The sequence below is a fragment of the Thermogemmatispora sp. genome (assembly GCF_042408735.1).
GTDB lineage: Bacteria > Chloroflexota > Ktedonobacteria > Ktedonobacterales > Ktedonobacteraceae > Thermogemmatispora.
The window spans coordinates 46,067-71,784 of record NZ_JBHOQV010000208.1 but is presented as its reverse complement, the minus strand read 5'-3'; the positions used below and the strand labels follow the sequence as shown (position 1 = coordinate 71,784).

General features: G+C 61.5%; 24 protein-coding genes and 1 tRNA gene. 7 read left to right on the top strand and 18 right to left on the bottom strand.

Going from position 1 to position 25,718, the window contains the following annotated elements; translation table 11 throughout:
* Positions 1 to 233: 233 nt before the first annotated feature.
* Positions 234 to 1,919: a L,D-transpeptidase family protein gene (locus ACFMO7_RS22145; RefSeq protein ID WP_376797657.1), complete on the bottom strand. Its 1,686-nt coding sequence runs from the start codon at positions 1,917 to 1,919 to the stop codon at positions 234 to 236.
* A gap of 225 nt (positions 1,920 to 2,144) precedes the next feature.
* A complete protein-coding gene (locus ACFMO7_RS22140; RefSeq protein ID WP_376797656.1) occupies positions 2,145 to 3,284 on the bottom strand; it encodes a cystathionine gamma-synthase in 1,140 nt (379 codons plus the stop codon).
* Between the two features lie 397 nt (positions 3,285 to 3,681).
* Here ACFMO7_RS22140 and ACFMO7_RS22135 point away from each other — a divergent pair, with 397 nt between their 5' ends.
* Both ACFMO7_RS22135 and ACFMO7_RS22130 read left to right on the top strand, forming a co-directional pair.
* Entirely contained in the window at positions 3,682 to 4,704 is a 1,023-nt protein-coding gene (locus ACFMO7_RS22135) for an alpha/beta hydrolase (protein ID WP_376797655.1), read from the top strand.
* A gap of 19 nt (positions 4,705 to 4,723) precedes the next feature.
* Positions 4,724 to 6,244, top strand: coding sequence for a hypothetical protein (locus ACFMO7_RS22130; RefSeq protein ID WP_376797654.1), 1,521 nt, complete (start codon positions 4,724 to 4,726; stop codon positions 6,242 to 6,244).
* Between the two features lie 420 nt (positions 6,245 to 6,664).
* Here the strand turns inward: ACFMO7_RS22130 and ACFMO7_RS22125 are convergent, their stop codons facing one another.
* The 3 genes from ACFMO7_RS22125 to ACFMO7_RS22115 all read right to left on the bottom strand — a co-directional run bounded on the left by ACFMO7_RS22125 (position 6,665) and on the right by ACFMO7_RS22115 (position 9,591).
* Positions 6,665 to 7,855 carry a rhomboid family intramembrane serine protease gene (locus ACFMO7_RS22125; RefSeq protein ID WP_376797653.1) on the bottom strand — a complete coding sequence of 397 codons (1,191 nt, stop codon included), beginning with the start codon at positions 7,853 to 7,855 and terminating at the stop codon, positions 6,665 to 6,667.
* Positions 7,856 to 8,353: 498 nt separating this feature from the next.
* Entirely contained in the window at positions 8,354 to 8,989 is a 636-nt protein-coding gene (locus ACFMO7_RS22120; protein WP_376797652.1) for a MarC family protein, read from the bottom strand.
* 218 nt (positions 8,990 to 9,207) lie between these two features.
* The gene (locus ACFMO7_RS22115) at positions 9,208 to 9,591 is read right to left on the bottom strand and encodes a GlsB/YeaQ/YmgE family stress response membrane protein (RefSeq protein WP_376797651.1); all 384 of its coding nucleotides are present in this window, start codon (positions 9,589 to 9,591) and stop codon (positions 9,208 to 9,210) included.
* A gap of 355 nt (positions 9,592 to 9,946) precedes the next feature.
* On the opposite strand from ACFMO7_RS22115, the gene ACFMO7_RS22110 reads away from it, so the two are divergent.
* The 3 genes from ACFMO7_RS22110 to ACFMO7_RS22100 are packed head-to-tail and all read left to right on the top strand — an operon-like array spanning position 9,947 to position 12,469.
* Complete coding sequence (locus tag ACFMO7_RS22110) at positions 9,947 to 10,429, top strand: hypothetical protein (protein ID WP_376797650.1); 483 nt, start codon at positions 9,947 to 9,949, stop codon at positions 10,427 to 10,429.
* A gap of 2 nt (positions 10,430 to 10,431) precedes the next feature.
* The gene (locus ACFMO7_RS22105; RefSeq protein ID WP_376797649.1) at positions 10,432 to 11,085 is read left to right on the top strand and encodes a hypothetical protein; all 654 of its coding nucleotides are present in this window, start codon (positions 10,432 to 10,434) and stop codon (positions 11,083 to 11,085) included.
* The gene (locus tag ACFMO7_RS22100; RefSeq protein ID WP_376797648.1) at positions 11,069 to 12,469 is read left to right on the top strand and encodes an MFS transporter; all 1,401 of its coding nucleotides are present in this window, start codon (positions 11,069 to 11,071) and stop codon (positions 12,467 to 12,469) included. Before ACFMO7_RS22105 ends, ACFMO7_RS22100 begins: the two co-directional genes overlap by 17 nt.
* On the opposite strand, the gene tatC is transcribed toward ACFMO7_RS22100, so the two are convergent.
* The 13 genes from tatC to ACFMO7_RS22035 form a co-directional block, all read right to left on the bottom strand.
* A complete protein-coding gene (gene tatC / locus ACFMO7_RS22095) occupies positions 12,416 to 13,252 on the bottom strand; it encodes a twin-arginine translocase subunit TatC (protein WP_376797647.1) in 837 nt (278 codons plus the stop codon). The two genes, ACFMO7_RS22100 and tatC, sit on opposite strands and share 54 nt — an antisense overlap.
* Positions 13,253 to 13,368: 116 nt before the next feature.
* Positions 13,369 to 13,746 carry a twin-arginine translocase TatA/TatE family subunit gene (locus ACFMO7_RS22090; RefSeq protein ID WP_376797646.1) on the bottom strand — a complete coding sequence of 126 codons (378 nt, stop codon included), beginning with the start codon at positions 13,744 to 13,746 and terminating at the stop codon, positions 13,369 to 13,371.
* A 245-nt stretch (positions 13,747 to 13,991) separates the two neighbouring features.
* Positions 13,992 to 14,297 (bottom strand): hypothetical protein, encoded by a 306-nt coding sequence (locus ACFMO7_RS22085; RefSeq protein WP_376797645.1) that lies wholly within the window; start codon positions 14,295 to 14,297, stop codon positions 13,992 to 13,994.
* Positions 14,275 to 15,105, bottom strand: a complete 831-nt coding sequence (locus tag ACFMO7_RS22080) for an RNA polymerase sigma factor (RefSeq protein ID WP_376797644.1) — start codon at positions 15,103 to 15,105, stop codon at positions 14,275 to 14,277. Before ACFMO7_RS22080 ends, ACFMO7_RS22085 begins: the two co-directional genes overlap by 23 nt.
* A gap of 944 nt (positions 15,106 to 16,049) precedes the next feature.
* Entirely contained in the window at positions 16,050 to 16,310 is a 261-nt protein-coding gene (acpP, locus tag ACFMO7_RS22075) for an acyl carrier protein (RefSeq protein ID WP_376797643.1), read from the bottom strand.
* Positions 16,310 to 16,762: a transcription antitermination factor NusB gene (nusB, locus tag ACFMO7_RS22070; RefSeq protein WP_112431198.1), complete on the bottom strand. Its 453-nt coding sequence runs from the start codon at positions 16,760 to 16,762 to the stop codon at positions 16,310 to 16,312. The genes acpP and nusB overlap by 1 nt, the downstream gene beginning before the upstream one ends.
* A gap of 305 nt (positions 16,763 to 17,067) precedes the next feature.
* The gene (locus ACFMO7_RS22065; RefSeq protein ID WP_376797642.1) at positions 17,068 to 17,403 is read right to left on the bottom strand and encodes an Asp23/Gls24 family envelope stress response protein; all 336 of its coding nucleotides are present in this window, start codon (positions 17,401 to 17,403) and stop codon (positions 17,068 to 17,070) included.
* A 130-nt stretch (positions 17,404 to 17,533) separates the two neighbouring features.
* A complete protein-coding gene (fabD, locus tag ACFMO7_RS22060) occupies positions 17,534 to 18,571 on the bottom strand; it encodes an ACP S-malonyltransferase (RefSeq protein WP_376797641.1) in 1,038 nt (345 codons plus the stop codon).
* 199 nt (positions 18,572 to 18,770) lie between these two features.
* Complete coding sequence (gene rpmF, locus ACFMO7_RS22055; protein ID WP_376797640.1) at positions 18,771 to 18,962, bottom strand: 50S ribosomal protein L32; 192 nt, start codon at positions 18,960 to 18,962, stop codon at positions 18,771 to 18,773.
* 77 nt (positions 18,963 to 19,039) lie between these two features.
* Positions 19,040 to 19,579 (bottom strand): DUF177 domain-containing protein, encoded by a 540-nt coding sequence (locus ACFMO7_RS22050; protein ID WP_376797639.1) that lies wholly within the window; start codon positions 19,577 to 19,579, stop codon positions 19,040 to 19,042.
* A 162-nt stretch (positions 19,580 to 19,741) separates the two neighbouring features.
* The gene (locus ACFMO7_RS22045) at positions 19,742 to 20,407 is read right to left on the bottom strand and encodes a hypothetical protein (RefSeq protein ID WP_376797638.1); all 666 of its coding nucleotides are present in this window, start codon (positions 20,405 to 20,407) and stop codon (positions 19,742 to 19,744) included.
* A 462-nt stretch (positions 20,408 to 20,869) separates the two neighbouring features.
* Positions 20,870 to 21,385, bottom strand: a complete 516-nt coding sequence (gene coaD / locus ACFMO7_RS22040; protein ID WP_376797637.1) for a pantetheine-phosphate adenylyltransferase — start codon at positions 21,383 to 21,385, stop codon at positions 20,870 to 20,872.
* Positions 21,386 to 22,588: 1,203 nt separating this feature from the next.
* Positions 22,589 to 22,679, bottom strand: a tRNA-Ser gene (locus tag ACFMO7_RS22035).
* 305 nt (positions 22,680 to 22,984) lie between these two features.
* On the opposite strand from ACFMO7_RS22035, the gene ACFMO7_RS22030 reads away from it, so the two are divergent.
* Both ACFMO7_RS22030 and ACFMO7_RS22025 read left to right on the top strand, forming a co-directional pair.
* A complete protein-coding gene (locus ACFMO7_RS22030) occupies positions 22,985 to 24,541 on the top strand; it encodes a protein phosphatase 2C domain-containing protein (protein ID WP_376797636.1) in 1,557 nt (518 codons plus the stop codon).
* A 337-nt stretch (positions 24,542 to 24,878) separates the two neighbouring features.
* Entirely contained in the window at positions 24,879 to 25,646 is a 768-nt protein-coding gene (locus tag ACFMO7_RS22025) for a DUF72 domain-containing protein (protein WP_376797635.1), read from the top strand.
* Positions 25,647 to 25,718: the final 72 nt, after the last annotated feature.

Sequence of the window (25,718 nt, the reverse complement as noted above, 5' to 3'; positions counted from 1 at the left end):
TAACATAGCCGGCGCTGGTTGTCAAACGCTCTTTGCGCCTTGTCCGTCATCCTTCCCTCTGCCGCCACGAGTTGGACGGAAGAAAGAAAGAGAGCAAGCAGAGGGGATAGAGCCGGGGACTGCCTGCCATCCCGGCAGACCAGACAAGCGGCGGGGAAGAGGGACCCTAAGCAGGGTCCCTCCCCCTTCTCTGCAGGCAGCCAGACCCTCAATGCTGAGTCGCGCCGCAGGGGCTAGTAGATGATGAGCGGCGTCCCGTAAGTCGTATGGTTATAGAGCCAGCCAGCCTCATCCGTTGGCATATTGATGCAGCCGTGGCTACCGTTGCCGGCAAACTCCTCATCACCACCGCTATCGTAGTGCGGGAATTCCGTGCCTGGACCATAGTCGGCGCGCCACCAGCTATCGTGAATAAAGTAGCCATCGCTGCGATAGGCCATAGCGTAGTTGATCTTGGTGTCGGGATACCAGAAGGCCGACCCTTTCGGCTCGCTCGACTTAAAGACGGTCGGCGATTCCCGATCGAAGATATGGTAGATCCCCGGTGGAGAGGGCCGCATATACTGGCCCGTAGTGACATAGAAGGCGCGCACCAGTTGTCCATTGTTATAGAGGCGCAGGACCTGTTCCACCAGCGAAACCACCATCACCTCGCCCTGCATCAAGCCGAAGTGGGCCATCAGCTGCAAATCGCTGTTATGAGGTTGATTGTAAGCTGTCTGGTCGTTGTAATCGGCCTCCATCGCTTGCAGCAGCCTCATGCTGCGGTTGATAAAATCGATGGCTGTCTGGTAGTCGTCGATGCTCTGGGCGGTCTGTACCAGATAGTCGGCGTCCGAGCCGATCCCTTGATCCATATATTCAAAGTCCAGCTCGTAGCCGTGGTACTTGTGGGCAGCTCCCCAGCTCTTGACCTCATCGTGGAACTGCTGAAGCAAGTAGTTGGCCTTGCCGCGATAGACCACGAGCCGGACGGAGGCGATATCGTTATCGATCTGCGAAGAGACCTGCAGATAGTCCCCGATGCTCTGAGCCTGGTCGAGGGCCTGCTGATCGGCAGAGAGGCGCTGTTGGAAGCTGGCCACGTCCTGGCCATATTGCTGGGCCTGGGCGATATAGTCGCTGAACTGCTTCAGCTTGGCCGCCCCCACATAGGGAATAGCCTGGGTTGAAAGAACCACGGCTTGCGTGAACTGGGCGTTGACCCTGTTGATCAGTCCCTCGAAGTCCGTAGGAGTCTGCGCGGCCTGAAAACTCTGCTGATCGGCCTGGCGCAGTTGCTTGAGGGCCGTGGTGTCCAGGCGTGAAGACTGGAGTTGGGCGATGAGCTGGTCAAGAGCCTGCAATTGATTGGCTGCCGTCTCCATCAGGCGCAGAGCTTGCGTATCCTGGCGAGCCTGCGCGCTGATCTGCTGGTAGTCGCGGGGCAGCCTGGCATGAGTGAAAGAGGCTTGCAGCTTTGTCAGACGGCTCTGAAATGGCTGAGCCTCGCTGAAACCCTGAGCCTGGCGTTCGGAAAGCACGCTGGCGTAAGTTTGCAGATCTTGCCAGGCCTGATAGTCAAATTCGTCGGTGACCTGGGCGGTCAGCCCTTCAACCTGAGTGCACAGTAGCTGATAACGTTGGGTCAAATTTTGATAGTACTCGATCGCTAGCTGATCGTTAAAAGGGTTCAGAGGAGCCCGGCTGCTGGCTAGCTGGACCTCTTGATTCTCAACAGAATCTAGCAAGCTCTCGGGAACACCTGCGCTGCGTGCCTGCGCGATCAGGGCATCGAGCCTGGCCTTGGCCTGATTTGCCGCCTGCTGCTGCGCCGTATTCCCCGAGCAGGCACTTAGTATAAAAAGAAAAAGAAAGAGACTGAGTATAAGCGAGCTTTGCCAGAAGCGCCGCCGCGCTTTCCTCTCTGCAAGTTTCATTCCAGAGCAGCCTCCTGCTTTTTAAGGCGCAAAGTAAAGAGATAAATAGGAATAGATCATTTTCCTTACTAAGGATAACGCTTTTTGGCGAGCGGAAGGCTCCCGACCCCAAAAAGTAACAGGGACAGGAAAGGCGAGGCCAGGCAGAGCTGGGGCGTAGCGAGTGCCTGTCTGACCCGCCTTCTCCTTGAGCTTGCTGGCCGCTTCGCCTGGCTGCAGGACCCTTCAGGCCAGGGCCTGCTCCAGGTCGGCGAGCAGGTCATCGCCGTCTTCGATGCCGACCGAGAGGCGAAGCAGCGTGTCGGTGATGCCGCGGGCCTCGCGCACCTCGCGGGGAATGGAGCCGTGGGTCATGCTGGCGGGATGGCACACGAGGGACTCGATCCCTCCCAGGCTTTCGGCCAGAGTAAAGACCTGGAAGCGGCGCACGAGGCGATCGATATCGGCGAGTGTTCCCCTGAGCTGGAACGAGACCATGCCTCCGGGACCGCGCATCTGGCGCTCGGCCAGAGCGTGGTCGGGGTGTTCCTTCAGCCCGGGATAGTAGACGCGCTCGACGCGCGGATGCCCGGCCAGAAACTGGGCCAGGCGTGAGGCATTGGTCTGGTGCTGTTGCATGCGCACGGCCAGCGTCTTGAGTCCTCGCAGGGTCAGCCAACAGTCGAACGGCGAAGGGACGCCGCCGGCGGCGTTCTGATAGAATTTGATCTGCTGATAGACCTCTGCGTTATTGGTGATCACGGCGCCGCCGATGACATCGCTGTGTCCATTGAGGTATTTGGTGGTGCTGTGGACCACGATGTCGGCCCCCAACCTCAGCGGTTGCTGCAGGTAGGGTGTGGCGAAGGTATTGTCGACAACCAGCAGCAGATTGTGAGCATGGGCCACTGCGGCGATCGCCGCAATATCAACGAGGCGCAGCAAAGGATTGGTGGGACTCTCCAGCCAGATGAGCCGCGTTGTCGGGCGAATGAGCTGGACATAGCTCTCAGGCTCGCTGCCCAGGGGAACGTAGTCGCAGCTAATCTGATAGCGGCGTAAAATACGCTCAAAAAAGCGATAGGTACCGCCGTAGAGATCATCGCAGGCGATCAGGTGATCGCCCGCGCTCAGCAAGCTCAGCACGGCGCTCTCTGCGGCCATCCCCGAGGCAAAAGCCAGGCCGTAGTCTCCCTCCTCCAGAGCGGCCAGGCAGGTCTCCAGGGCCTGGCGCGTCGGATTGCCCGTACGCGAGTACTCGAAGCCTTTGTGTCCGCCCAGTCCCTCCTGAGCGTAAGTAGAGGTTTGAAAGATGGGTGGCATGATGGCGCCGGTCGAGGGATCAGGTTCCTGACCGGCGTGAATCGCCCGCGTTGCAAATCTCATGGCAGCGCTCCTTATTCCTGTAGTCTAGTCTCCCCGGCCTGCCCGAGGATTGTTCATCATGGTACCGCTTCCTCTGGTGGTTTGGCCAGTCCCTCTCTACCAGAGCGGTCCGCTCTGGCCAGCTTACTGCACTGCCTGGTCGGCTGATAGGTTGGCTGACTGACTGGCCGGTGAACATTGACCTCGGGGGTCCTGGCGCGGTACCATACAACAGAGAGCAGAGAAGAGAGGCGGGTTCCAGGCCAGCCTGTGACGCGCATCTGCCCGCTCAAGTTGAGTGCTCCCCTGGGGCGGCGCTGGCCGGGGCTGCTCTTTCCACACTGTGCTGCGCTACGGTTCGCTTCGGCACCGCGGACGTTAGGCAACATGCTCAGGCACTAGTAAGGAGGTCTCTTGGATGACGTTCCCGTTTTCGACCGGCGCTGACTTAGCCGTAGGAGGAGGAGGAAGGGCTGAGGAACCAGCGCGGCCCAAAGCGGAGGTGGGTGTCGTGCTGGTGCACGGCCTCAATGGCAGCCGCTATGACATGCAAGAGCTGGAAATCTATCTGAGAGCGCGGGGCCTGCAGGTCGTCAATCTGCTCCTGCCCGGGCATGGGGAAGAGGAGGCCAACCAGTTAGTCGAGGTGAGCTGGAGAGACTGGGTGGAGGCAGTGCGCTCGGAAGTGCAGGCCCTCAAGCGCCGCTGCTCGGCGGTATTTCTGGTAGGTCACTCCCTGGGCGGGGCCCTGGTGCTCTATGTGGCTGCTCAGGAGGCCGTCGATGGTGTCGTGGCCATGTGTGCGCCACTCCATCTCTATTCCTGGACCTTGCCCTTTATCCGTCTGGCGCGCCGCGTCATGCCCCGTATCCGCTGGGCCTGGGAAGATATTCGTGATCCGGCCGCCCGCTATGCCTACAGTCGTCAGCGCTTCAAGCAGAGCTACCAGTGGCGTGTGCTGGTGGCCATCGAGAACTTGATGGAATTCCTGCCCCACCTGCGGCAGGCCCTGCCGACGGTAACAGCCCCAACCCTCATCATGGTGGCCCGCCACGATCATGTGGTGCCTCCTCGCGATGGCCAGGCCATCTACCATCAGATCAGCTCACCTGAGAAATACCTGGTGACCTTTCATCGCTCCTACCATCTCATTACCAAGGACTACGACCGCGAGGAGGTCTTTGAGAAGACAGCCCTCTTTATCCACGAGCAGGCTCGCAAGCGGGGGATAAGTGTTCAGGGCGAGAGCCATCAGCGGGCCTGGCAGCAGGCCGGCACTCCTTTTGATGCACCGCCCGTCGTGAGCCTCCAGACGCGCTGCTGGCGCTGGTGCCAGCAACAGTGGCAGCTCTCAAGTATGCGCGCAGCCCAGTTCGCCCAATGCTTCACATCCTGGGCCTCTCTCGTGTATACTCAGACGGCAAAGAGATTGAAGCCATGACGCGAGGCGACGACTAGCATTGGCTCATCAGGTGAGTGATCCACCGCGTGCTCCAGCCGGCTCTGCTCCCGGGTCCCAGAGCCGCTATGTGCACCTGTCGAAAATCGGCGTGCTGGCCATGTTGAGCCTGATCGGGCTGCTGCTGGCCTGTTTCAACGGCCTGCTCATCTATGGCCTGACCCCCCAGGCTCAGCAAGCGGCTGCCCGCTCGGCGACTGCAACCGTGCGTGCCCTTGAAACCCGTGTTGCTTCTCCAATCGTGTTTACCCCGACTCCGACGCCCAATCCTTCGGCGACTCCGACGCCTAATCCGCCGATTTTCTGGCCCAATAACAGCATATCCAGCGCTGCCCTGCAGCTACCAGAAGGTCACTATTTGCTCTACGAGCAACCCTACAATCCCAATCTTCCCAGTAACCCTAAAAACAGTCATAACCCTAACAGTCAACAGGGCAACCTCTTCCTGGCCCCTTTGGGCGGGCAGCCAGAAGTCCTGACTGCTCCGGGCTACATCTACAATCAGGCAGTGCGGCCCGTGCTCACACCCTCCGGCCAGCTTCTCTACAGCGGTGATGGTCTCTGGCTGCTGGACATCTTCAGCGACCAGGCCACCCAAATCGCCACCATTGAGGCGGGCGAAGTCATTACGTCGATGGCCCTCAGCAATGACGGGCACTGGCTGGCCTGGAGCAGCGAGCCTTCCAACGGGCGCGGCACCATCAAGATTTACGCCGGGCCGCTGGCCAGCACCCACCTCATCTATCAGCAGTCGACCGCCGACTGTCCCTGTTTTCGGGTCTTTGCCATCCTGCCGGCGAGCAGCAAGCAGGTGCTTGCTTACTTACTGCTCACAGACAGTCGTGGGAGCCATGAAGCCATTCAGAACGGTCTCTGGGTGCTGCCGATTAGTGCCGCGACTGGGCAAGAGCAGGAGCAGGAGCAGCCGCAGCCGCAGGAGATCCTCGACGAAGATCCGCAGCAGGGGCCGCTCGTCCTCTCGCCCTCCAGCCGCTTTCTTCTCTATTCGCCTAACGAGGGCCAGGTTCCCTATCCCACCGACAATAGTGTCCCGGCGGACATCGCGGCTCTCTCCTACGCCAACAGTCTCAGTCTGGCGCCGCTGGGAGGCTCTCCGCCCGGGCTGGGGGCTGGCCAGGTGGTACTGCCGGCTCAGCGGGCGCTGCGCAGTATCGCCGATTATCACTGGGTGACGACACCGCTCTTTACCCCAGACGAGCGCTCTCTGGTCTATGTGGAATTTTCCAGTGACGACCAGCCACCCTATGGTCGGCACAGTGCCCTCTACAAGGTTCAGGTCAGCGATGGCAACGGCCACCTGCGCCTCGCCAGGCCTGAGCTGCTGGCGACCTCCACAGCGGCCCTGCTCGAGCTGGGGACCTGGCTCAATGGCCATACCGTAACCTTCTACGCCGATGGCAATGTTTTCGCCCTCGACCTCGACAGTGGGGCCATTGCCACTCTGGTCCAGGCGGGAACCTACGTGCGTGCCATCGCTGTGGTTGGCACAGGTCGCATCTAGCCTAGCCTGGACAGGAGGAGGGGCCTCCCTGGTCTCGCTGCGCCACTGCGCTGGACTGGCTGGCGAGCTGATCGGCCTGCTCCGCCCAACCCAAGAAGAAGGGAGCTGAGCGGGGGGGTAAAGGGCATGGATAGGATCATGTGACTCAGCCGGGTCACAGCGAGATTGCAGGCTCAGCTCCTTATATTTAGTTTACTCTGTCGGCCAACAGGCAGCGGGCGAGCTGGGACCCTTTGTTTGTCCTGGTGACCCGCTGCCTGGCCGGCAGCGAAAGCAGCACAAGGACTCCTGGCGCGCGTCTCTCTGGCTGCCACTCGCCTGCACGAGGCAGGAGAAAGCCTCCCTTCAACTGGGCCAGATCGCCAGCCCAGCCAGGCCTGTGGCGGACGCGGGGCTGTGTTGTGGGCTGGAGCAGCGGAGCTAGAGCATGCGCCGCTCCAACGGACGACCGAGCAGCAAGCCAAGAATGAGGCCCGTAATGAGGCCACCGATGTGATCGGAAACGGCGATGTTGCTGCCGGGAGCGAAGCCCAGGGCCAGATTCAGGCCCAGCCAGAAGAGCCAGTTGATGATTGCCCCCTGGCCGAAGGGGCCTAAGGCCCGCCTGTTCGTGATATAGAAAGCGCCGAGTGCCCCGAAGACGCCGAAGATCGCTCCCGAGGCGCCCACACTGAGGACCGTCGCGGGCATCAGGAAGTAGGTCGCCAGGCCGCCCACAATGCCGGAAGCCAGATAGATCACCAGGTAGCGCAGCTTGCCATAGAACAGCTCGGTAGCGCTCCCGATCAGGAACAACGAGAGCATATTTAAGAAGATATGCAGAATATTGGCGTGCAGGAACATCGCCGTGAGGATGCGCCAGTAGTCCCCGATCTGGCTGACCTCTCCTCCCATCTGGTAGAGCACATTGCTATCGATAAACAGGCTCTGGCTCAGGATCACCTCAACCAGAAAAACGGCGATGTTGATGAAGATCAGGGTATTTGTGACCAGGCGCGGGTAACGGCTCAGGATAAAGCGCCCGCGCGTGACCTGGCGTTGGAGCTGACCACGCTGGGACCAGGGAGCCGACTCTGTCTGGTGCGGCTGACTTGGGCCAGCGGCTGGGCCGGCTGGAGTAGGAGCGCCGCGGTAGCCGAAACCGAAACTCTCCTCCAGGGGAGGAAAGGCGCGCTCGAAGCGCCCCCCGTAAGAAAGGCGAGCCGCGCGTGAGCGTGCCAGTCCGGCATCATAGTACTGGCCCAGAGCTTGCAGGAGATAGGAGCGCAGTGCGTGAGCGTAGGCGTTGGCCGGCTCCTGAGCGACGTACTGATCGACATAGGCTAAAGCCTGCTCATAGCGCTTCTCCAGCAGCGCCAGCAAGGCTCGGGCCAGCAAGCTTTCTGGGCCGCCTTCTGGCTGTAGCTCCTCAACTTTCTGGCAGGCCAGGGTCACTACCCGGTAGTCTCCCAGGCCCAGATTGGCTTCTGCCAGACCCAGGTGCACCTTGGGATTCTGGGGGTCAATCTGGGCAGCGTGGGCAAAAGCGATGGCCGCCTCTCGGGGTTGTCCCTCTGCGAGGGCCTGTTTGCCCCGTTCCAGATACGATTGAATCTCGGTCTGTGCTTCCAAATGTGTCTCCTCCACTCAGGCGTAGTGCCGCACTGTACCGTCAATGCTCCTGCTTTGGGCCGGCGGCGCTCTGCCGCGACGGCAAGGACTCGCGTTGTTGAGCCACTCCCTCCGCTGGTCAGGGCCTAAGCCAGCAAGCAATGGTCACCAAATCCTGAGCGCCTGACTGCTTCCTTCACTGCTTCCTGGGCACCAGCGCCACATCCTACATGATACCATACGCTCCGTGGACAAAGGATACTACGTATGGACCGACAAAAGGTGACGTCTCTCTCCTTTCCCGGTCTGCTTCTCAGGATGCTTACTGCTGGGAGCTGCCCGACAGACGTACAGGCGACCTGCCAGCCAGTCTGCAAGCACAACAGGGGTTCCCCTCCCAGTCAAGTCCCCTTCCGCCCGGCGCAATAGAGCAGCTCCAGCGCTAAGGTGGGGAAGATAAGAGGCATCTCCGGGCAGCGAGCGATCCGGCACCGTGACCGCTCCGCTCCGTCCAGGCCCTCATCTTAACAGGCCGCTGGTATGGATAAAGGTCAGCAGGCCGTTGAGAATGAACTGGATAGCAAGAGCTGCCAGCAGAATACCGAGGATGCGCGAGAGCACAAGGATGCCGGTCCGCCCGATGTGCTCCATAATCCAGGAACTGTGGCGCATCACGATCCAGGCCGTCAGCAGCGAGGTAGCGATGGCCGCCGCCACAGAAAAGAGCCTGAAAGGATCGGGCAGCGCCTGATCGACGTAGAGAATGGTGGTGGCGATCGTTCCCGGGCCAGCGATCATCGGAATGGCCAGAGGAAAGACGCTGATGTCTTCGCGCGTCATCGCTTCTTCCTCTTCGGCAGCGGTGCGGCGCGTTCCCGGCGAGCGCCCGAAAAGCATCTCCACGGCTACCAGGAAGAGCAAGGCCCCTCCGGCCATATTGAAGGCGTAGAGCGTAATCCCCAATCTATCCAGAAGAAAGCGCCCTACGAGAGCGAAAAGAGCAATAATGGCAGCGCTGATCAGGATGGCGCGTGTGATCACTGCGCGGCGCTGGGCCTCGTTAAGGTGGGCCGTCAGCGCGATGAAGACCGGCGCTAGCCCGACGGGGTCGATAATCGTAAAAAAAGTCACAAAGGCACGAGTTGTAAAGACCACTGCAACGCCTCCCTCACTCGACTGGCTTGCTGTAGTATACGGGAGAAAGCGCTCGCTGGCAATGTTGGGGTGCGCAGCCAGGTCGGGCTATCTCAAGTGGGGGCTGCCCGCGGGAAGGCGCGGCAGCTTGCCGGGGCCTGGTCTGGCGGACGGCGGACAGATCCGCGAGGGGAACAGGCTCACCGGCAAGGCAGGTTAGGCGGCTGCTGGGGAGCGAGCTAGTCACCGCGGCGATAGTAGGGGCGGCGGTGTCGCCAGGCGCCGAAGGTGATCAGGTGCCAGATGAAAACCAGGAGAATGGCGCCAATCAGGGCTTTGAAAATGGGAACGCCATAGACTGTTGGATCGCCGCTAATCGTGAAGGGAAAGACATGGGTAAAGAGCCAGATCCCGATCAATCCGGCGACTACCGCTCCGATGATACCCCCTGGCAGGCGCCAGCCGACGATGAACTCAGCCAGCAAACCAGCAATGGCGGCGATCACCAGGTAGATGATCGTTCCGACAGTCACAGTCCAATGAAAGTCTCCAACGTTGATCGTAAAGAGTGGCGAGTCCGAGGTGAGGGCAGCGACGGCTGCCGTCGATAGAGACGCAAGCATAGGAAGTTCCCTCCTTCTTGTAGAGACGGGCCTGGTGGCCCGAGCTGGTCCCCACCCGTGCCACCTCATCCATGATCCCTTGCTTTGACAATACACGCATACGGCACGAAAGAGCAAGTCAGCAATAAAAGATTCAGCAATTTCTCAGCTAACGCTCAGCTTTCTAAGGGAAAATAGCCTGCCGAGGGCGGAGCTGTCGCCTGAGCGCTGGCAGCGCCGTGTACACGTAATGAGAGCCTTGTCGCTGACGAGGCCGCAGGTCTCGGCTGCCGTCCCGGTGGTCGCTGTTTAAGGCCATGCGTTATAATCAGGTAGTACAGGCTTCTCTAAATCTTTGCCGGGAGGTCTCTTTCTTATGCAAAGCGCAAAGCGCTATTTGCTGGTGATCGGGGTTGGGGTGTTGGTGCTGCTCATTGTAGGCTTTATCCTGGCTGCTCTCTTCCATGTTTTGCTGGCAGTGCTCTATATTGCTCTGATCATCCTGGCTGCAACAACGCTGATCGCCATTGCGCTTCTCATCTATACTATTCTCGCTCTGCTGCGGGCCATTACTACGGTGCGCAATGAGATGCGTCCCTTGCTAAACTCGGTTCAAGAGACGGTGGGGGTCGTTAAGGAAACGGCGCGTACCGCTGGTCATACGGTGACAACTGTTGGCAGTGCGGCCCAACTGGCACGTGATTTCGCTCTGGCGCCGGGCATTCGCGCCGTGGCCACAGTCCTGGCGGGACAGCAGGTGCTGCGCATCTTTCTGGGCAAGGGACGCGCCCGCCGGAGCGAGGAGCGGCGGCGCCAACAGATGCGGGCCATCCGCGCTCATGAGGTGGGAGGAGAGTAACGATGGCTGTTCCTGTTCTGGCCGCGCTCGCTGCCGATCCGCTGGCTACCTGGGGGCAGATCGCGGCGATCGTTCTGGCAATCGAGCTGTTTGTCTTTATCCTGTTGGCGCTGGGCCTCTCCATTGGCTTGTTCTTTGCTTTTGCCTGGGTCCGCGAGAAGAGCGAGCTGATTAAGCGTCTGCGCCCAGCAGTCGACCAGCTCAATCAGGCTCTGGAGGCCGGCGCTGCCGACCAGCCAGCCGGGGGGGCGTTGGAGCATCCTCTGGTGCAGGGAGTGGTCAGCCTTCCGGAGCGAGTACGGGCAGTTGATCGGCGCCTCGAGCAGGGTAGCGACCGTGTGGCTGAGGCGGTCATCGAGTTCCGCGCGCGCACGGTGATGGTCAAAGAGATGGCCAAAGCTTTCTTCCTGCCTGGATTGGTGCGGCGTGAGGCGCGCGAGCGCGAGCAGGCTCAGGCCCTGCGTCATGCCGCTGAGGCCGGCGAGGGGCCAGGGGCAACCGAACCCTGGACTGCCGCTCGGAGCGGCGCGGATGGCTGGCCGCCGGCCTCGGGAGCCAAGTCTGGCCGGGCCGACGGGGCTGGCGACCTGCCCGCCGGCGCTGGGGCGCCGGCTCAGCAGGCGGTGCAATCGATGCGTCATGTCGCTCCTCGTTGACTACGTCCGTCAGTTCTTCCGGCTACAGCGGAATGCTCGCCTCTATCTGATCAGTAACGCTCTCAGCGGCGTCTCGCTTGGCATTCTGCTCTTGCTCTATAATCTCTATCTGGATGCCTTGGGCTATCGCGCTGACTTTATTGGGGCCGTCCAGTTCGCGGCTACGGTAGGGGCGGGGCTAGCCATCTTTCCCGCTGGTCTCTGTGTTGACCGTTTGGGTGGTAAGACGGTTCTGATCGTGGCCAGTCTGCTGATCGGCCTGCTGGGGGCTGGCCAGATCCTTTTTCGCCAGGCTCTGCCTTTGCTGGTGACGGCCTTCCTGGCGGGGATAGTCAGCGCGGCCCTCCTCGTCGTGAACGCTCCCTATCTGACGCAGAACAGTCTGCCGGCGGAGCGCTCTCACCTCTTCAGCCTAAACCTGGTTGTGACACTGGTGACCTCGGTCGCTGGACGGCTACTTGGGGGGGCACTGCCGGGCTGGTTTCGCCAGGTGAGCTGGCTCATGGGGCCGCTGCCTCCGCCATTAGGAAATTTGCTGGCCCCTCAGCCGGAGGCGCGTGCCTACCAGCTTGCCCTCATCGTGGCTGGTCTGCTGGCTGTCCCAAGCCTTGTTCCCCTCTTTCTGCTCGATCCTGATCCGCGGCCTCAGCCTGGAGCTGCCAGTAGCCAGGCTGTTGGGCGCTCCCTGCCTGGCCGGCTGGGCGATCTGGGCCGGAAGGTAGGAGCGCGCTGGCGGCGTTGGCCCGATTGGAAGGTCTGGCGCGCCTGGCTGGGCAGCGCCCTGGTACTGCTCACTCTCGAGCAGGGGCTGATCGGCTTCGGGGCCGGACTCTTTATCCCCTACTTCAACCTGTTTTTTGTTCGCCATCTGGGAGCTGATCCCTGGCAATTTGGCCTTATTGACGGCCTGGCTACCGCCCTTACAGCCGGTGCGACCCTCCTCGCTCCCTGGCTGGCCAGCCGTTTGGGCAAGGCACGGGCCGTTGTCTTGACGCAGGCGCTCAGCCTGCCCCTCATGCTCGTCCTGGGCTTTAGCCATTCGCTTTGGCTGGCGGCCCTGCTCTACCCGCTGCGTCAGGGAGCGATGGATATGACGATGGGTGTTCTCCAGGCTTTCTCGATGGAGGTCATCCCCGCCCAGTGGCGAGGTCTGGCCAACAGCAGCTATCAGGCCGCCTACTGGATCGCCTACTCGCTTTCCACCCCCCTGGGAGGGATCATCATTGTCCAGCAGGGCTATCCGACCATCTTTGTCCTGGCAGCTATCAGCTATGGGCTATCGATCCTGGCGCTCTATTTCTGTATCCCCAGGGAAATCGACGAGAGAGGCTCAGACCTCCGCTCGGGCCGGGCGGACCATAAAGCGGATCAACAGAATGGTTAGCTCATAGAGGCAGGACATTGTCACCCCCAGGATAATCGGGCTATAGAAATCGGCCCCAGGCGTTAAGAAGGTCGATGCGATCCACAGGCCGACGTGGGCTCCGGCGCGACGACGTTTCAGCGTTTCTACGTTCACCACGCCGAGCTTTGCCAGGAAAGTCAACACCAGAGGGATCTCGAAAACGATTCCGAAGGCCAGCAGGAAGAAGGCGACAAACGTAAAGTAGCTGTCTGCTGAAACCAGCTCCACGAAATCGCCGGCGGAGAAAGCGATCAACCATTGGACCGGGTACTGCAGGACCAGGAAGCCCAAGCCGATACCGGCCACGAAGAGCAGGCTGCCCATAATCAAGAAAGGCAATGCCGCCCGTTTCTCGTGGCGGTAGAGGCCAGGCGCGATAAAGGCCCAGGCCTGGTAAAGGATCACCGGCATTGCCAGCAGGATGCCCACGGCGATCGAGACCTTAAGAAAGACCGTGAAGCCCTCAGCCAGGCCGATCGTAATCAGACCCTTCCCGGCCAGCTCGCCGTGTGGACCGAGGCGCAGGCCAGCCGTGAGCGTTGGCAGAGGCAAAGTCAGAAAGCGCAGAATCGGCTCGCGGAAGATAAAGGCCAGAATTGCCCCTACGACTACCGCAATCAGCGACTTAAAAATCCGCCAGCGCAGCTCTTCCAGATGCTCGACGAGCGTCATAGAGGCGCCATCTTCCTCTTGCTCATCGAGGCGGAAAGGCTCATCCAGGTCGGGCATCAGGTCAGGTTGTTGTAAATTCCCTGTAGCCATGCTCTCCCTCTGCTCACTCCCGGCGGCACAGAGCGGGCCGAGCCGCTAGAATGCATCTACTCTGCATAGCTGCTCCCTTGTTCTTCCCACCGGTTTCTCTCGGTGCCGGGCCTCATTCATTCAGCTTTCTGCCCGCTCTCGCCGCTGGGTGACTCCGCCTTGCTGGCGCTTGCGGAAGAAGCCTGCCCCTGCGTTGGCTGAGACGGCACCTCGCGCACCAGGTCGGGAGCTGGCTCAAAGAGGGGGTCCTGCCGCAGGCTGCTGCCACTGCTCAGACGGTTCAAATTATTGCGCGCGGCGTAAGAAGGGGAGAAAGGCTCGTCCAGCGGATCGTGTTCTTCCTTGTCCCTGGTGAGATCGCTCATCCCCTTGCGGAACTCCTTGATGCTCTTGCCGATCGCCGACCCCATTTCAGGCAAGCGCTTTGGGCCGAAGATCAGCAGGGCAACGATCAGAATAATGACCAGATCGAGGCCGTGGAATCCGGGGACCATAGTTGTACCCTCTCTTTTCTTGTCTTCTCTTGTCTAGCCTTGCCTTAGCGAGACTGGGCGCCTTCCCTGGTCTGCCCATGCAGAAAGCGCCGACCCTCTTCCTCTTATTACCTTACTTATTGTATCTCATGCTTGCCGTTCGCGCCAGCGGCGGCCTCGCCCTGGCGACTTCTCTCTCCTTCTCCCCTGAGCTGGGCGATCGAGGAGGGAGACCGCTGGCCTGACCTGACCTGGCCTGGCCTGACCTAGCCCGAATAGGCGGGGTAGGAGGAGGACAGTTCTCGCTGGCGGGGGGCCAGCAGAGACTGCAAGCACTCCAGGCCAAGGCTCAGCACGCCAGCCCCGGCGGCTCCCAGGGCCACCAGAGCGGTAGCGCGGCGACGGCTCAGGCGCTGTTCTCCCAGCAGGCGAACAAGACGTTGGCCACTTTCTAGAGAAGCTGCCTCCCTGGCCACACCTGCGCGCAGGCGGGCCTCCAGATCGGGTGGAGCGGGAGCTTGCTCACCGTAGTGGCGCAAGAGCAGAACCTCAACAGAGTCCAAAGGCTGCATAGCGTCTCCCATTGGGCCAGGCAGGAGCGGAGGCCAGCCTCTCGGGCCTCTCCTGTCTGGCGGCATCTCCTGTTTGAAAGGTCTGCTCGGGCCTGGGCTGTGGCGATACGGCTTTCTCCAAGCCTTCAGGTGGGGAAGAGGCCGGCCCTGCTGCCGGTGACGAGCCACTCTGGCTGGCAGGTGCCAGATCGGGCCGGCCACGCGGGCCCTCGCCACGCTCCAGAGCGTAGAGCTGCTGAAACTGGCGGCGGGCGCGTACCAGGCGCTGGCGCACCGCCGGCTCACTCACCTCCAGCATCTGGGCGATCTCTGCGCTAGAGAAATCGCCCACCACCGAAAGCAGCAGGCAGACACGCAAAGGCTCCGGCAGACGCTGTAACGTTCGCTGGACGGCATCGCGTTCGGCAATCAGCTCACCGGGATCGGAGCCGGGCCTGGCCCCGTAGCCCTGGGGCTGGACGGGCACCGCCTGGGCGGCGAGATTCTCGCTCAAGCGTTCGCCCTCCGGCTCCTGGTCGCGTCGGCTCTGGCTGCCGAGGGAGGAAAACGGCACAAAGCGGAAGAGGCGCTTACGGCGCTCCTGCATACGGACCGTATTGAGAGCGATTTTCAGCAGCCAGGCACGGGCATTGAAGTGAGGGCCGCTGGAGGCGCGAGCGGCCTCGATACTTTTCAGCGCCTGCTGAAAAGTATCCTGAGTGAGGTCCTGGCTTTCCTCCCAATCGCCGGTCAGGCCATAGATCGTATGGAAGACCAGCTTGCCGTACTGCTGGATCAACGCCTCAACGGCCTGTGCCGCGGGTACCATCCTTATCATCTCTGTTTCGACTTCAATCCCGCAAGGGCTGGCTCCCTCGCTTCTTTCCGCACACACACTCGCTCACTCGCTCGCTCAGCTCAGTTGCTCGACAGCGATCGGAGCCGGGGATACCGGCCGAAGGGAGAGATCTCTCCCTCACTTTTAAGTGAGATGCCTGGGAAGAGGGAAATGTGACAGAGGGAAAGGTGAGGGGGGAGAAACGAAACGAGTGCTGACCACCGCCCCACCCATCCCAAGCCACGTAGGCCATCTGATCTGGTCGCAAAAGAAGAAGGCAAGGCTGAGCGTCGCCTGACCGCACCTCTCTGCAAGCGGACCCATCAGCGAGCAAAAAAGCAGAGAGGCGGTTTGACCGGTTGTCTGCCAGCAGACCAACCGACGCGACGAGCGCGTGCACGGTATGAGAGGATGCGGGGTAGCCTCCCCATCTCCCTCCCGGAGAGGGCAGGGAAGAGACGACAAATAGAACCGTTGCACTGCGGCCATCGCGCCGCCTCCTGTCTTCCGCTTGCCTCTCGCGCCCATGGAGGGCCGAGTCGGATTAAGATCAAGTGACACTCCGCCGCGGCGGAAACCGCGCGGCTCCTGCTGGCGAGAAGCCGTGCAGCCGCGCCACAGAGCGGTTTCTCGCCGGGAGAAACTCCAGGCGAGCGACGCGAGCGCGCGGACGGGGCCACACGCCCGTGGGAGGTGCCATCACTCCAACTCCTGGGGCTAAGCCCCAGAGACACCTTCACTCGCCTCTTGCCCTCAAGGGCGCAGGAGGGAGTGATTGCTGTCAAGCAATAGCTGCCGTTGCACCTGCTCTCGAGGGCGGCAAAACCCGCGAGGCGTCCGGCTCACTTGTGGGACTGGAGAGGCCCGGAGCCGAGAGCGGGCCAAAGCCGTCGCAGCATCGCCAGGTCAGGTCGATCGGCGCCGCTCGGAGGAGCCTAGCGCAGATGCTCCTCAATATATTCCTGGGCCTCGCCCACCGTCGTGATCTTCTCGGCGTCCTCATCCGAGATCTGGAGCTTGAACTCCTCCTCCAGAGACATGATCAGCTCCACCAGATCCAGGGAATCCGCGTTCAGATCATCGACGAAAGAGGCACTGGGGACCACCTCGCTCTCGTCGACGCCGAGCTGCTCGACGATAATCCGCTTCAGGCGCTCGGCGACAGAGCCGGAGCCGGAGCCAGAGCCAGAAGCCATTATGATGTCACCTCACTTTCCGCTGTTGGAGTGGGCTGCTGTTGCTGTGCCCGTGCAAATATTGTACCAAGGACCCCATTGACGAAGCGGCTCGACGAGTCGCTGCCAAAGAGCTTGGCTAGCTCGACCGCCTCATTAATGGCGGCCTTTGCTGGTACCGTATTATTAAACAGAATCTCATAGATTGCAAGTCTGAGGATATTTTTATCGATGCGAGCCATTTGTGAAAGTGGCCATTCGCGTGCAGCGCTCTGAATCTGCGCATCGATCGTCTCCAGGTGGGCGCAGGTGCCCTCAACCAGCTCAAGGGCATAATCCACCACCCGGGGATGGAGATTGCGCTCCTGGGCATGGCGCCGCACCACCTCGACGGGCGGGTGCCGCACCGTATCGAACTCATAGAGCGCCTGCAGCGCCACCATTCGGGCCTGTCTGCGTATCCCTACCGGCATAGTGTCTTTCACCCAATCGCTGGTCTAGCTCACTGGCCTCGCCCGACCGTCTGCACTTGCGCGCGAGCAGGAAGCCAGCCTTTGTCGAAGACGCCATCGTACGCTCCACATCTTCTCTCTACCTTTCGACCTACCTACCTACCTAGCGACAACAACACAACAACAACTCCTAGTCCTACTCCTTCCTGTGTCTGTCTGTCTGCCTGCCTGCTTGCCTGACTGACTGACTGACTGATCGGGCTGCGCGATCGATCACCCTGCTATCTTGTCCTCCTGCCTCTTTCCAGAACGCTGTCCGGGCGGACCTAAGCCACATCCTGGATGTAGACATTGATCTCGCGCACCTGCATCCCAACCATGTGTTCCAGCGCGGCGGCTACCTCTTCCTGCACGGCGGTCGCGACCTCGACGACATTGACGCCGGAGGCCAGGACCAGATAGAGGTCGACGCTGACGGTGTTGTCTTTGACCGTCAGCGCCACGCCCTGACGGGGGACCTCCCGACCGGCAAAGGCCGGCCAGCGCTCGCTTCCGTGGGCCAGGCGCACAACGCCATCTACCCCCAGGGCGGCGTTCGAGACGATGGTTGTCAAAACCTGGCGGGCGACGCGCACCACGCCTGGAGGCTCGTTGGTCGTCATATCTCTTGCTCCCCTTCTACTCTTCTGCAGCAGGCTGCTGGGACGCTGGCCGCGCCGGAGGGCCTTTCTGGAACCTCGGCGGCTCGCTGTCTGGCTCCTGCGGGCAGGAACCCTTGTTTATTATAGCGCATCAGAGCTGGAGCAGACCCTGCTCGCGCAGGGTAGTGACCGCTTTGTCTAGCTCCTGGGCGTTGCTGACCGTCAGGGTAGTGGCCTGACGAACGATGCGCTTGACCAGGCCAGTCAGGACCGCACCCGGGCCGATCTCCAGGTAGACGGTGATGCCGGCGGCGGCCAGATACTCGACGCTGCGAATCCATTGGACGGGGGCAACGATCTGCTGGGCCAGCTCCTGACGCAGGGCCTGGGCCTCGCTCAGCGGACGGGCCTCGATATTGCTGATAATGGGAATGGTGGCGTCTCGCAGGGGCGTTGTCGCCAGCGCCTCGGCCAGACCGGCGGCGGCAGGCTCCATGACCGGCGAATGGAAGGCGCCGCTGACAGCCAGCGGGATGACTCGCTTTGCGCCACGGGCCTTGGCTCGCTCCATTGCCAGAGCGAGGGCCCGCTGCTCACCGGAGATGACGATCTGACCAGGGGCATTCAGATTGGCCACGCTCACCTTCCCCCAACCGGGGTGCCGGTTCTCCGCCTGCCCTTCTTCCTGTTGGGCCTCCTGACTGGCTTGCTGGCAGATCTCCTGAAGCGTTGCCTCGTCCAGGCCGATGATCGCCGCCATACCGCCCGGGCAGGCCCTCCCTTCCTGGTGCATCAGGCGTCCCCGCTCTCGAACCAGACGGACGGCGTCTTCCAGATCAAGCGCGCCGGAGGCGACCAGGGCCGCGTACTCGCCGACGCTGTGGCCGGCGGTGAAAGTGGGGGTCAACGGTGACGACCAGCTAGAGCGGGGAGCAAGCCGCTCCTGCAGAGCGGCCAACAGGGCGAGGCTGACAGTGACAATCGCGGGTTGGGCATTGATCGTTTCGCGGAGCTGCTCTTCCGGTCCCTGAAAGCAGAGGGTGCTCAGCGCCATTCCCAGAGCCTGATCGGCTCGCTCGAAAACCTGGCGCGCCGCCGGCGACTGTTCGTAGACATCGGCTCCCATGCCTACCGTCTGACTGCCCTGTCCGGGAAAGAGGAAAGCTATTCCTTGTGGTGATGTTGCCATAAAGTCACAGTGTACGCGAAGGGCAAGCGCGGCACGAGCGAAGTATGCACCGCCTGTCTGGCCTGACCTCGCCCGCCCGCGGACCTGTCCTCACGCTCTCTCCTCTTCTCGTTCGTTTGTCAGTTATCGTCTCAAGGTGCTCGTTTCTTCTGGCAGTGCGGTGCCTATCTGCTACCTGCAGGGCAGGGGCTGCGAGCCTCTAGCGCTTCCGCTCCTTGGGCCAGAAGATCTGACGACCACGGTAGGTGCCGCACTTCGGACAGGCGTGGTGTGCCAGGCGTGGCGAGCGGCACTGTGGGCAGAGCACCAGCTTAGGCAGCTTCAAATGAAAATGCGCGCGTCTCTCGCCTTTACGCGCATGGGAAACTCGCTGTTTTGGTAATGCGCCCATAGAACAAGGCTCCTCCTCTATCTCCTAATCGGGCTAGCTGGCGAGAACGGACTGGATGACCAGCGCCAGCGAGCACGTCAAGCTTGCGACGGCAAACGGTCCTGCAGCAGCTCAGCCAGTGCGCTCCAGCGCGGATCGATCTCCGGCTGGCACTGGCAGGGGCCTAAACTGAGATCGTGACCGCACTGCGGGCAGAGACCCGGGCAATCCTCGCGGCAAAGCGCGCGCATTGGCAGCGCCAGCAGCAGGTGCTGGCGCACGGCTTCGCTCAGGTCGAGATGGTGATGCTCGTCGATAGGGAAGCCCTCATCCTCACCCAGGGGTGGGGGAAGAGGCACTCCGCTGGTGACATCGATGGTAGGATAGAACAGCTCCTCGAAGGTAATATGCATGGGCTGCTCGAAGGGCTTCAAGCAGCGGTCACAAACCAGCGGGAGGGTAAGATCCACCCAGCCATCGACCAGCAACCCGTAGTCGGTGCGTCGCATGCGGACGTGGCCGTTGATAGCGCCGAGTATCTTGAGATCGCTATCCAGCTGAACATCTTCTTCGTGAATATCTGCCTGGAAGGCGGTGCCGATGGACGCCTTCAGCAGTTGCGCCACGTTGTACTGCATAAGAAACGGAACCTCACTTTTTGCCCCAAAGTAGACGACTGAACGGGAGAAGGGCTACAAATAGTGCTGAACAGGTCAGGCTGTCTGTCGATGGCGCAAGTCTGGAAGATACTCAGCTTCTCACGTACGCTGGTTCATTATAGGTGACTCTGAGAAGGTGTGTCAAGCCCTTGGCTCGGAGCGGCGAGGTGGCTGGCCGGGGTGTCCGGGCATTGGGCCGCCCATCGTATCGGCGGCCAGGGAAGAGCGGCGGGGGGAAGGATGGGGGGGGAGGGCATCCTCCGCCTCTTCCTCATCGGCGTAGAGGGCGTAGTCCTCCTCGGGTACCTCCTCAGCGACCTGACCCTCGCTCTCCTCGAGATAGGGCGAGGCTTCCAGGCTCTCCAGTCCCTTTTCGATGCTCAAAATGGTGCGACTGATCTCTGTTTCGATGGCCGTCAGGTGCTCATGCAGGGAGCGTAAGGTTTCTGCGACATAGATGTTGGCTTCGCTCTTGAGCTGTTGGGCCTGCTCTTCTGCCAGGCGTACCAACTCTTGAGAGCGCTCCTCGGCCTGCCGCAGGAGTCCCTCGCGATCCATGACTCGCTCAGACTCCTCACGCGCCTTGGCCAGAATGCTGGCGGCCTCCGCCTGGGCCTGGGCCAGGATGCGCTCCTTCTCCTGCAGGAGGCGTCGGGCCTGCTTGACCTCTTCTGGGATCGCGGCACGCATTTGATCGAGGATCGTCAGGATCTCGGCCTCCCTGACCATGATCTGGTTGACAAGGGGCATCCTGCGGCTGCTGGCGATCAGGTTTTCCAGGCGATCTATCAAATAGAGTATATCCACACTGACCCTTCCTCTTCCTCATGCTCTCTGGCGGCTGATTGCTGGGGCCGCTGATGAGCGGGCAGACAGGTATCAGGCCCCTGGGCTGGCCGGCTCGGCTCGCTCGTGGGGCGGGACGGATCCCTGGTCCCTTTGGTTTGGCCCCGCTCCTTTGACGGCCTGCGGGCCAGTTCGCCGCCATCTGTCCTATCCAGTTACCTGCCTGCCCAGGCTGACCGGCCTTTCTCTCCCCTGACCCCCGCGCGGTCGGGGAGCCTGTCACTGTCCTCTGTCCTCCGCTGCCCTGTTTGTGGCCTCTGCCCTGTTTGTGGTCTCGTCCTCGCCGATTCGATTGGGCTGGGCCGGCTGGCCCAGACAGAGGCGGGGCAGCCTGCTTTGTGCCTGTGCCTGGGTGGCTGGCCAGCTTCGCGCCCGACCAGCCTGGCTGAAGTTGGGAGGCAGGCGAACGATGATCCTGGTGGCTCAGGTCTCGCTCTGGCCAAACTTGCGCTGCAGGGCCTTGATGACCGCTGGAGGCAACATGTCGCTGACGTTCCCTCCGAGGCGAGCCACCTCCTTGAGCAGAGAGGAGCTGACAAATAGATGCTGCAAGTTCGTCAACAGGCAGACAGTTTCAATTTCTGGGGCCAATTTGCGGTTCATCAGCCCTTGCTGAAACTCGGCCTCAAAGTCGTTGGGCGAGCGCAGGCCCTTGACGATGACTGAGCCGCCCACCGAGCGCACAAACTCCACAACGAGACCGTAGAATTTCTCCACGCGGACATTGGTGAGGCCCTCGGCGGCGATGACCTCCTCCCAGAGCTGCACCCGCTCATCGACGGAGAAGAGCAGGTTCTTATCGGGAACAGCATAGACTGCCACGATCAGCGTATCGAAAAGGCGGGCGCCGCGCCGCGCGATATCCAGGTGGCCGTGCGTGAGCGGGTCAAAGCTGCCCGGGTAAACGGCAATCCGTTGACGTTTCTCTGCGTTGCTCACACGAACATCCCTTCACGATGCTGAAGCGGCCATTGTCTATCTCTCTTGCTTGAGCGACCGACCGCTGTGCCTGCCAGCGGGACCAGGGTAGGTATGCCTGGCGGACAGACAGGAGGCCAGTCCGGTCAGGCGCAGCGTGTCAGAGCGTGGTGAGCGCCTGGTGCTCAGGGGAAAGCAGATCTCTTTCCCCAGCATGCCTCAGGGCTGCTCCTGCCTTGACCTGGTCTGCTACGGCCTGGCTTGGCCTGGCTTGCGCGCTGCCCTTCCTGCTGCCTTTCTTTGCCGTCTGGCATGTTGCTCTGTTGCCTATGATACCATACTGGCTGGAGATGGGGCAATGCATCAGGCTCTGGCTTCGCCTGAGAGCAGGCGAGCAGCGTCTGCTGGAGGGGGGAGGTAGGACCTGGGATAGGTGGGAAGAGGGTCAGGTAGATAAAGAGGCCGGTGCTTTGTGACGATGAAGCACCGGCCTCTTTATCTACAGGCAGGGGCGGCAGGACTTGAACCCGCAACCTGCGGTGTGGAGCTGCTCGACCGCAACCCGCGCCGCGCACTTGTTGGGCGGGCCGCTGGCGATGTCTCCCCGAACCGGACGTGCACCTTTCGATGCATCCGGCTCTCCAGAGGTCTGCACTGGGCCGGGTGAGCTGACCCTGGCGCCACGTGCCCCTTTTGGGGTGGACCTCCTGCATCCCTTCCCCGTGTCTCAGGCGTTACCCTGAGCCTTTGAGTACTATGGATGCTCCGTCGCCATGCACCTTGCGGTGTTTAGGCGATCCCCCAGTTGCGCTTCTGCTCCGCTCCGGGTTTAGGTGCCCCGTTCGCCGCCACACTCGCCGGAGGGTCTTGCACCCGACGAGAGCCTCGCTGGAGAAGCGGTTGCCAGCCCTCCAAATTACGACTGGCAATCCAGGGAGGCGGGCGACTGAGGTTCAAGCAATCCAGCCTTCACCATGCCCGGCCTAGCTGCCCGGGGCTGCTTTCCCGCCTGCCGTGGTTAGCGGAGGGAGCCGCCGGACTTTTCGACCATGCTGTTGTCCCCGCTCCCTTTCGGGAGCCAGGTGAGGTCGTGCTTTAATCACATCCGCTTCAGTGATGTTGCGCTGCCGCAACAAGAACAGAAGCACCACAGGGGCGCACTTTGGAGACCGCTGCTCTACCGATTGAGCTACACCCCTGTACACAGGCCAGCGATCGCTGGCCTGGCGGAGAGGGTGGGATTCGAACCCACGAGGGACTTTTGATCCCTAGCGGTTTAGCAAACCGCCGCACTAGGCCTCTATGCGACCTCTCCCTCTTGGTTGATGGCTTCTCTGCCATTTGTCACCACTAGGATACTTCACTTCTTGTGAGTTTGTCAAGTCCCTGTTTAACTCTCATGGGAGGTCCTGGGAGAGCAGCGCAGCGGGAGCAGCGAGCCTACGGAGCGGCTCTGTCACTTTTGCGGGCGCCTGTACCAGGAATTTTGGATGGTCATGCTGCACACTGTGCGAAGTGGTGAGTATACTTAATATTGTTGGCAAGAATTGCAGAAAACGCACGATGCTGAGCTGATTGTGAGTGCCCGGCACGGCCTGGTAAAGAGAGGATAGCGAAGCGATGCTGGGGCAATTCAACATCGGCTACGGGGTTCGTCAGGTTCCGCTGCCCGTGCGGCTGCTGGGATGGCTCGCGGCGCTGGGTCTCCTGGTCTGGATTTCAGGTACTTTCCTTCCCCAGGCCTGGCTGCTGCTTTGGCAAACGCTCCGGCAGCTTCCGGCGCTGTGGGAGGTCCGCGGGCCTGCCCTTCTTCTTCCTTTGTTGGGACTGGTGATCTTTCTCCTCCTCCTGGCTGCCGCCTGGGTGGGAGTCCTGGTCATTGGCTGGCGCCTCTGGCGAGCCTGCTGGCGTGAATGGCAAGAGCGCCGGCTGCCCAGGCAGGAACTGCAGGAGCTGCGCGAGGCTGAGGCGCAGGCGCAGCGAGCTGTGGAGGACTACCGTCCTGGTGGCAGGTCGCGGGTGCGTTCGCGTCCCCTGGCGACCTCCTCGATGGCGCCAGGCTCCTCCCGGGCCAGCGCTCCCGACTCGGCCGCTCGATCGCTGGACTCATCCGTACCTGGCGCTGCTCCTTCTCCCCCGCTCGCCTCGGGCCTTCCTCCCTCTCCTGAGCAGCGGCGGTCGCTGTGGGCCGATTTCCCTACTCAGACCAATCTCCCTCTTTCGACGCCAGCTATTTTCTCCGCTCTTATGGCTTCCCCTGTCGAGAAGCAGCTCGCTTTTCCCTCTGAAGTGCAGGCTCAGAGTCTTGAGACGCCTCAGCCCTTCTCTCAGACGTCGGTCGCCGAGGGTGGCAGAGAGCGCCGGACAGAGACGCTGGCGGGCCTCTCATCCCGAGGTGCGCTGGTTATTCGTATGGGGGCGGCCACTGATCCTGGCCTGAAACGCAGGCATAAGCCGAATGAGGACAATCTGGCCGCTATTCAGCAGCGGCGGACGCATACCGGCCAGACCTTTGGTCTCTGTGTGGTGGCCGATGGAATGGGAGGCCATTCCAATGGGCGCGAGGCGAGCCGCCTGGTGGTAGAAACCTTCTGTGAGCTGACGCTGCCTGCCTTGACAAATTCGGTAGAGAACGACGAGTCCTTCCTGACCGGCATCCTGGTCGATGCTCTCCAGCACGCTAACCTGAAGCTCTATCAGCGCAATCGCGCCGAGAAGGCCGATATGGGCACGACGGTGACGGCGGCCCTCCTGCTCGATCGAACCGCCTACGTGCTGAATGTTGGCGATAGTCGCACGTATCTCTATCGTCCCGCCAGGGGCCTGACCCAGGTGACCCAGGATCATTCGGTGGTGGCTCGCCTGCTGAACGCAGGGTCGATTTCTCAGGAGGACGTCTATCATCATCCGCAGCGCAATCAGATCTATCGCTGCCTGGGGGACCGGGCGGTGGTCGAGGTTGATGTCTTCGCGGTGCCGCTGCTGAGAGGCGATAAGCTGCTCTTGTGCTCCGATGGCTTGTGGGAAATGGTGCGTGATCCTCAAATCGAGCATCTGCTGGGCCTCAATAGCGGTCCAGAGACGATCTGTCAGTGTTTGATTCAGGCCGCCCTCGACGGGGGCGGCGATGATAATGTGAGCGTGATTGTGGTTGAGGTGCTCCAGGTGAGCGCCTAGGACGCTGCCCGCCGCCTGACCCCTGGTCGCTCTGCCGGCCCGGCCCGTCGTGGCTGTCAGCTTGCCTCTCCTTCGCTCAACTTCTCTTTTCTCTCGCTCCGGAGCAGGCTTGTCCGCTTTCTGGCCTTGTGGAATACTATGGATAATCGGGATCCGGATTAGGTCGCTACGAGGGAGGGGTGTGGATGGAGCAGCTACTGGGCTGAGGTGGGCAGACCCCAGTGAGTAGCTGCCGGACTGCTGGTTGTTGGTTTGCTGCTCTGCCCTGGCGCCCGGCAGGTCTTGCAGGGCCAGCCGGAGACCTCCCCATAGCCTACTGGCTGGCGGAGAGCGAGCGATGACGATCTGGATTGGTACTTCCGGTTGGATTTATCGGCACTGGGTTGGTCGCTTTTATCCATCCGATCTGCCGCCACAGGAGTATCTGCCCTATTATGCGCGCCATTTTGCGACAGTGGAGATTAATAGAAGCTTCTATCGTTTGCCTTCGCGTGCCCAGTTTCAGCTTTGGGCCGAGCAAGTGGCCTTTCATCCGCGTTTCCGCTTCGCTGTCAAGGCCAGTCGCTATCTGACGCATATGAAGAAGCTGCGCGATGTGGCTGAGCCGCAGGCGCGCTTGCTAGAGGCGGTGCGTGGCCTGGGTCAACGCCTTGGCCCGCTCCTGTATCAGCTTCCGCCCCACTGGCGGAGCGACCTGGAGCGTTTGGCGACCTTTCTCCATGGGCTGCCGCCCGGGCTGGAGGTGGCTTTTGAGTTTCGTGACCCCTCCTGGCTGCAGGGGGCCGAGGGGGAACGCCTGGGCGCTCTGTTGGCAGAGCATGGCTGCGCTCTGGTAATGGCTGTCGGTGGGACGCTCTCCACGCCTGTGGAGCTGCCAGCGACGGCAGCCTTTCGCTATCTACGCTTCCATGCTGGTCAGCAAGGCCCCTGCTTTAGCGAGGCAGAGCTGTCTTTCTGGGCCGAGTGGCTGCTCAGGGAAGCCGCGGCGGGACGCCAGTGCTATGTCTATTTCAATAACGATAGCCAGGGGTATGCCCTGCGCAACGCCGTACGCCTGCGGGAGCTGGTGGCCTCCCGCCTGGGAACCGGGGTAGTTCCCTGCTAGCGCGCTCTCCGCCGCGCCGGCTGGCTGCTCCGGTCCCGGAACGGCAACCGCTCCGGGTTGACAGCCAGGCAA

What these genes read in the sequence shown, in the direction of transcription:
- ACFMO7_RS22145 (WP_376797657.1), bottom strand. Translation starts at nt 1,919, where the DNA reads ATGAAACTTGCAGAGAGGAAAGCGCGGCGGCGCTTCTGGCAAAGCTCG.
- ACFMO7_RS22140 (WP_376797656.1), bottom strand. Translation starts at nt 3,284, where the DNA reads ATGAGATTTGCAACGCGGGCGATTCACGCCGGTCAGGAACCTGATCCC.
- ACFMO7_RS22135 (WP_376797655.1), top strand. Translation starts at nt 3,682, where the DNA reads ATGACGTTCCCGTTTTCGACCGGCGCTGACTTAGCCGTAGGAGGAGGA.
- ACFMO7_RS22115 (WP_376797651.1), bottom strand. Translation starts at nt 9,591, where the DNA reads ATGCTTGCGTCTCTATCGACGGCAGCCGTCGCTGCCCTCACCTCGGAC.
- ACFMO7_RS22110 (WP_376797650.1), top strand. Translation starts at nt 9,947, where the DNA reads ATGCAAAGCGCAAAGCGCTATTTGCTGGTGATCGGGGTTGGGGTGTTG.
- ACFMO7_RS22105 (WP_376797649.1), top strand. Translation starts at nt 10,432, where the DNA reads ATGGCTGTTCCTGTTCTGGCCGCGCTCGCTGCCGATCCGCTGGCTACC.
- ACFMO7_RS22100 (WP_376797648.1), top strand. Translation starts at nt 11,069, where the DNA reads ATGTCGCTCCTCGTTGACTACGTCCGTCAGTTCTTCCGGCTACAGCGG.
- tatC (WP_376797647.1), bottom strand. Translation starts at nt 13,252, where the DNA reads ATGGCTACAGGGAATTTACAACAACCTGACCTGATGCCCGACCTGGAT.
- ACFMO7_RS22090 (WP_376797646.1), bottom strand. Translation starts at nt 13,746, where the DNA reads ATGGTCCCCGGATTCCACGGCCTCGATCTGGTCATTATTCTGATCGTT.
- ACFMO7_RS22085 (WP_376797645.1), bottom strand. Translation starts at nt 14,297, where the DNA reads ATGCAGCCTTTGGACTCTGTTGAGGTTCTGCTCTTGCGCCACTACGGT.
- ACFMO7_RS22080 (WP_376797644.1), bottom strand. Translation starts at nt 15,105, where the DNA reads ATGGTACCCGCGGCACAGGCCGTTGAGGCGTTGATCCAGCAGTACGGC.
- acpP (WP_376797643.1), bottom strand. Translation starts at nt 16,310, where the DNA reads ATGGCTTCTGGCTCTGGCTCCGGCTCCGGCTCTGTCGCCGAGCGCCTG.
- nusB (WP_112431198.1), bottom strand. Translation starts at nt 16,762, where the DNA reads ATGCCGGTAGGGATACGCAGACAGGCCCGAATGGTGGCGCTGCAGGCG.
- ACFMO7_RS22065 (WP_376797642.1), bottom strand. Translation starts at nt 17,403, where the DNA reads ATGACGACCAACGAGCCTCCAGGCGTGGTGCGCGTCGCCCGCCAGGTT.
- fabD (WP_376797641.1), bottom strand. Translation starts at nt 18,571, where the DNA reads ATGGCAACATCACCACAAGGAATAGCTTTCCTCTTTCCCGGACAGGGC.
- rpmF (WP_376797640.1), bottom strand. Translation starts at nt 18,962, where the DNA reads ATGGGCGCATTACCAAAACAGCGAGTTTCCCATGCGCGTAAAGGCGAG.
- ACFMO7_RS22050 (WP_376797639.1), bottom strand. Translation starts at nt 19,579, where the DNA reads ATGCAGTACAACGTGGCGCAACTGCTGAAGGCGTCCATCGGCACCGCC.
- ACFMO7_RS22030 (WP_376797636.1), top strand. Translation starts at nt 22,985, where the DNA reads ATGCTGGGGCAATTCAACATCGGCTACGGGGTTCGTCAGGTTCCGCTG.
- ACFMO7_RS22025 (WP_376797635.1), top strand. Translation starts at nt 24,879, where the DNA reads ATGACGATCTGGATTGGTACTTCCGGTTGGATTTATCGGCACTGGGTT.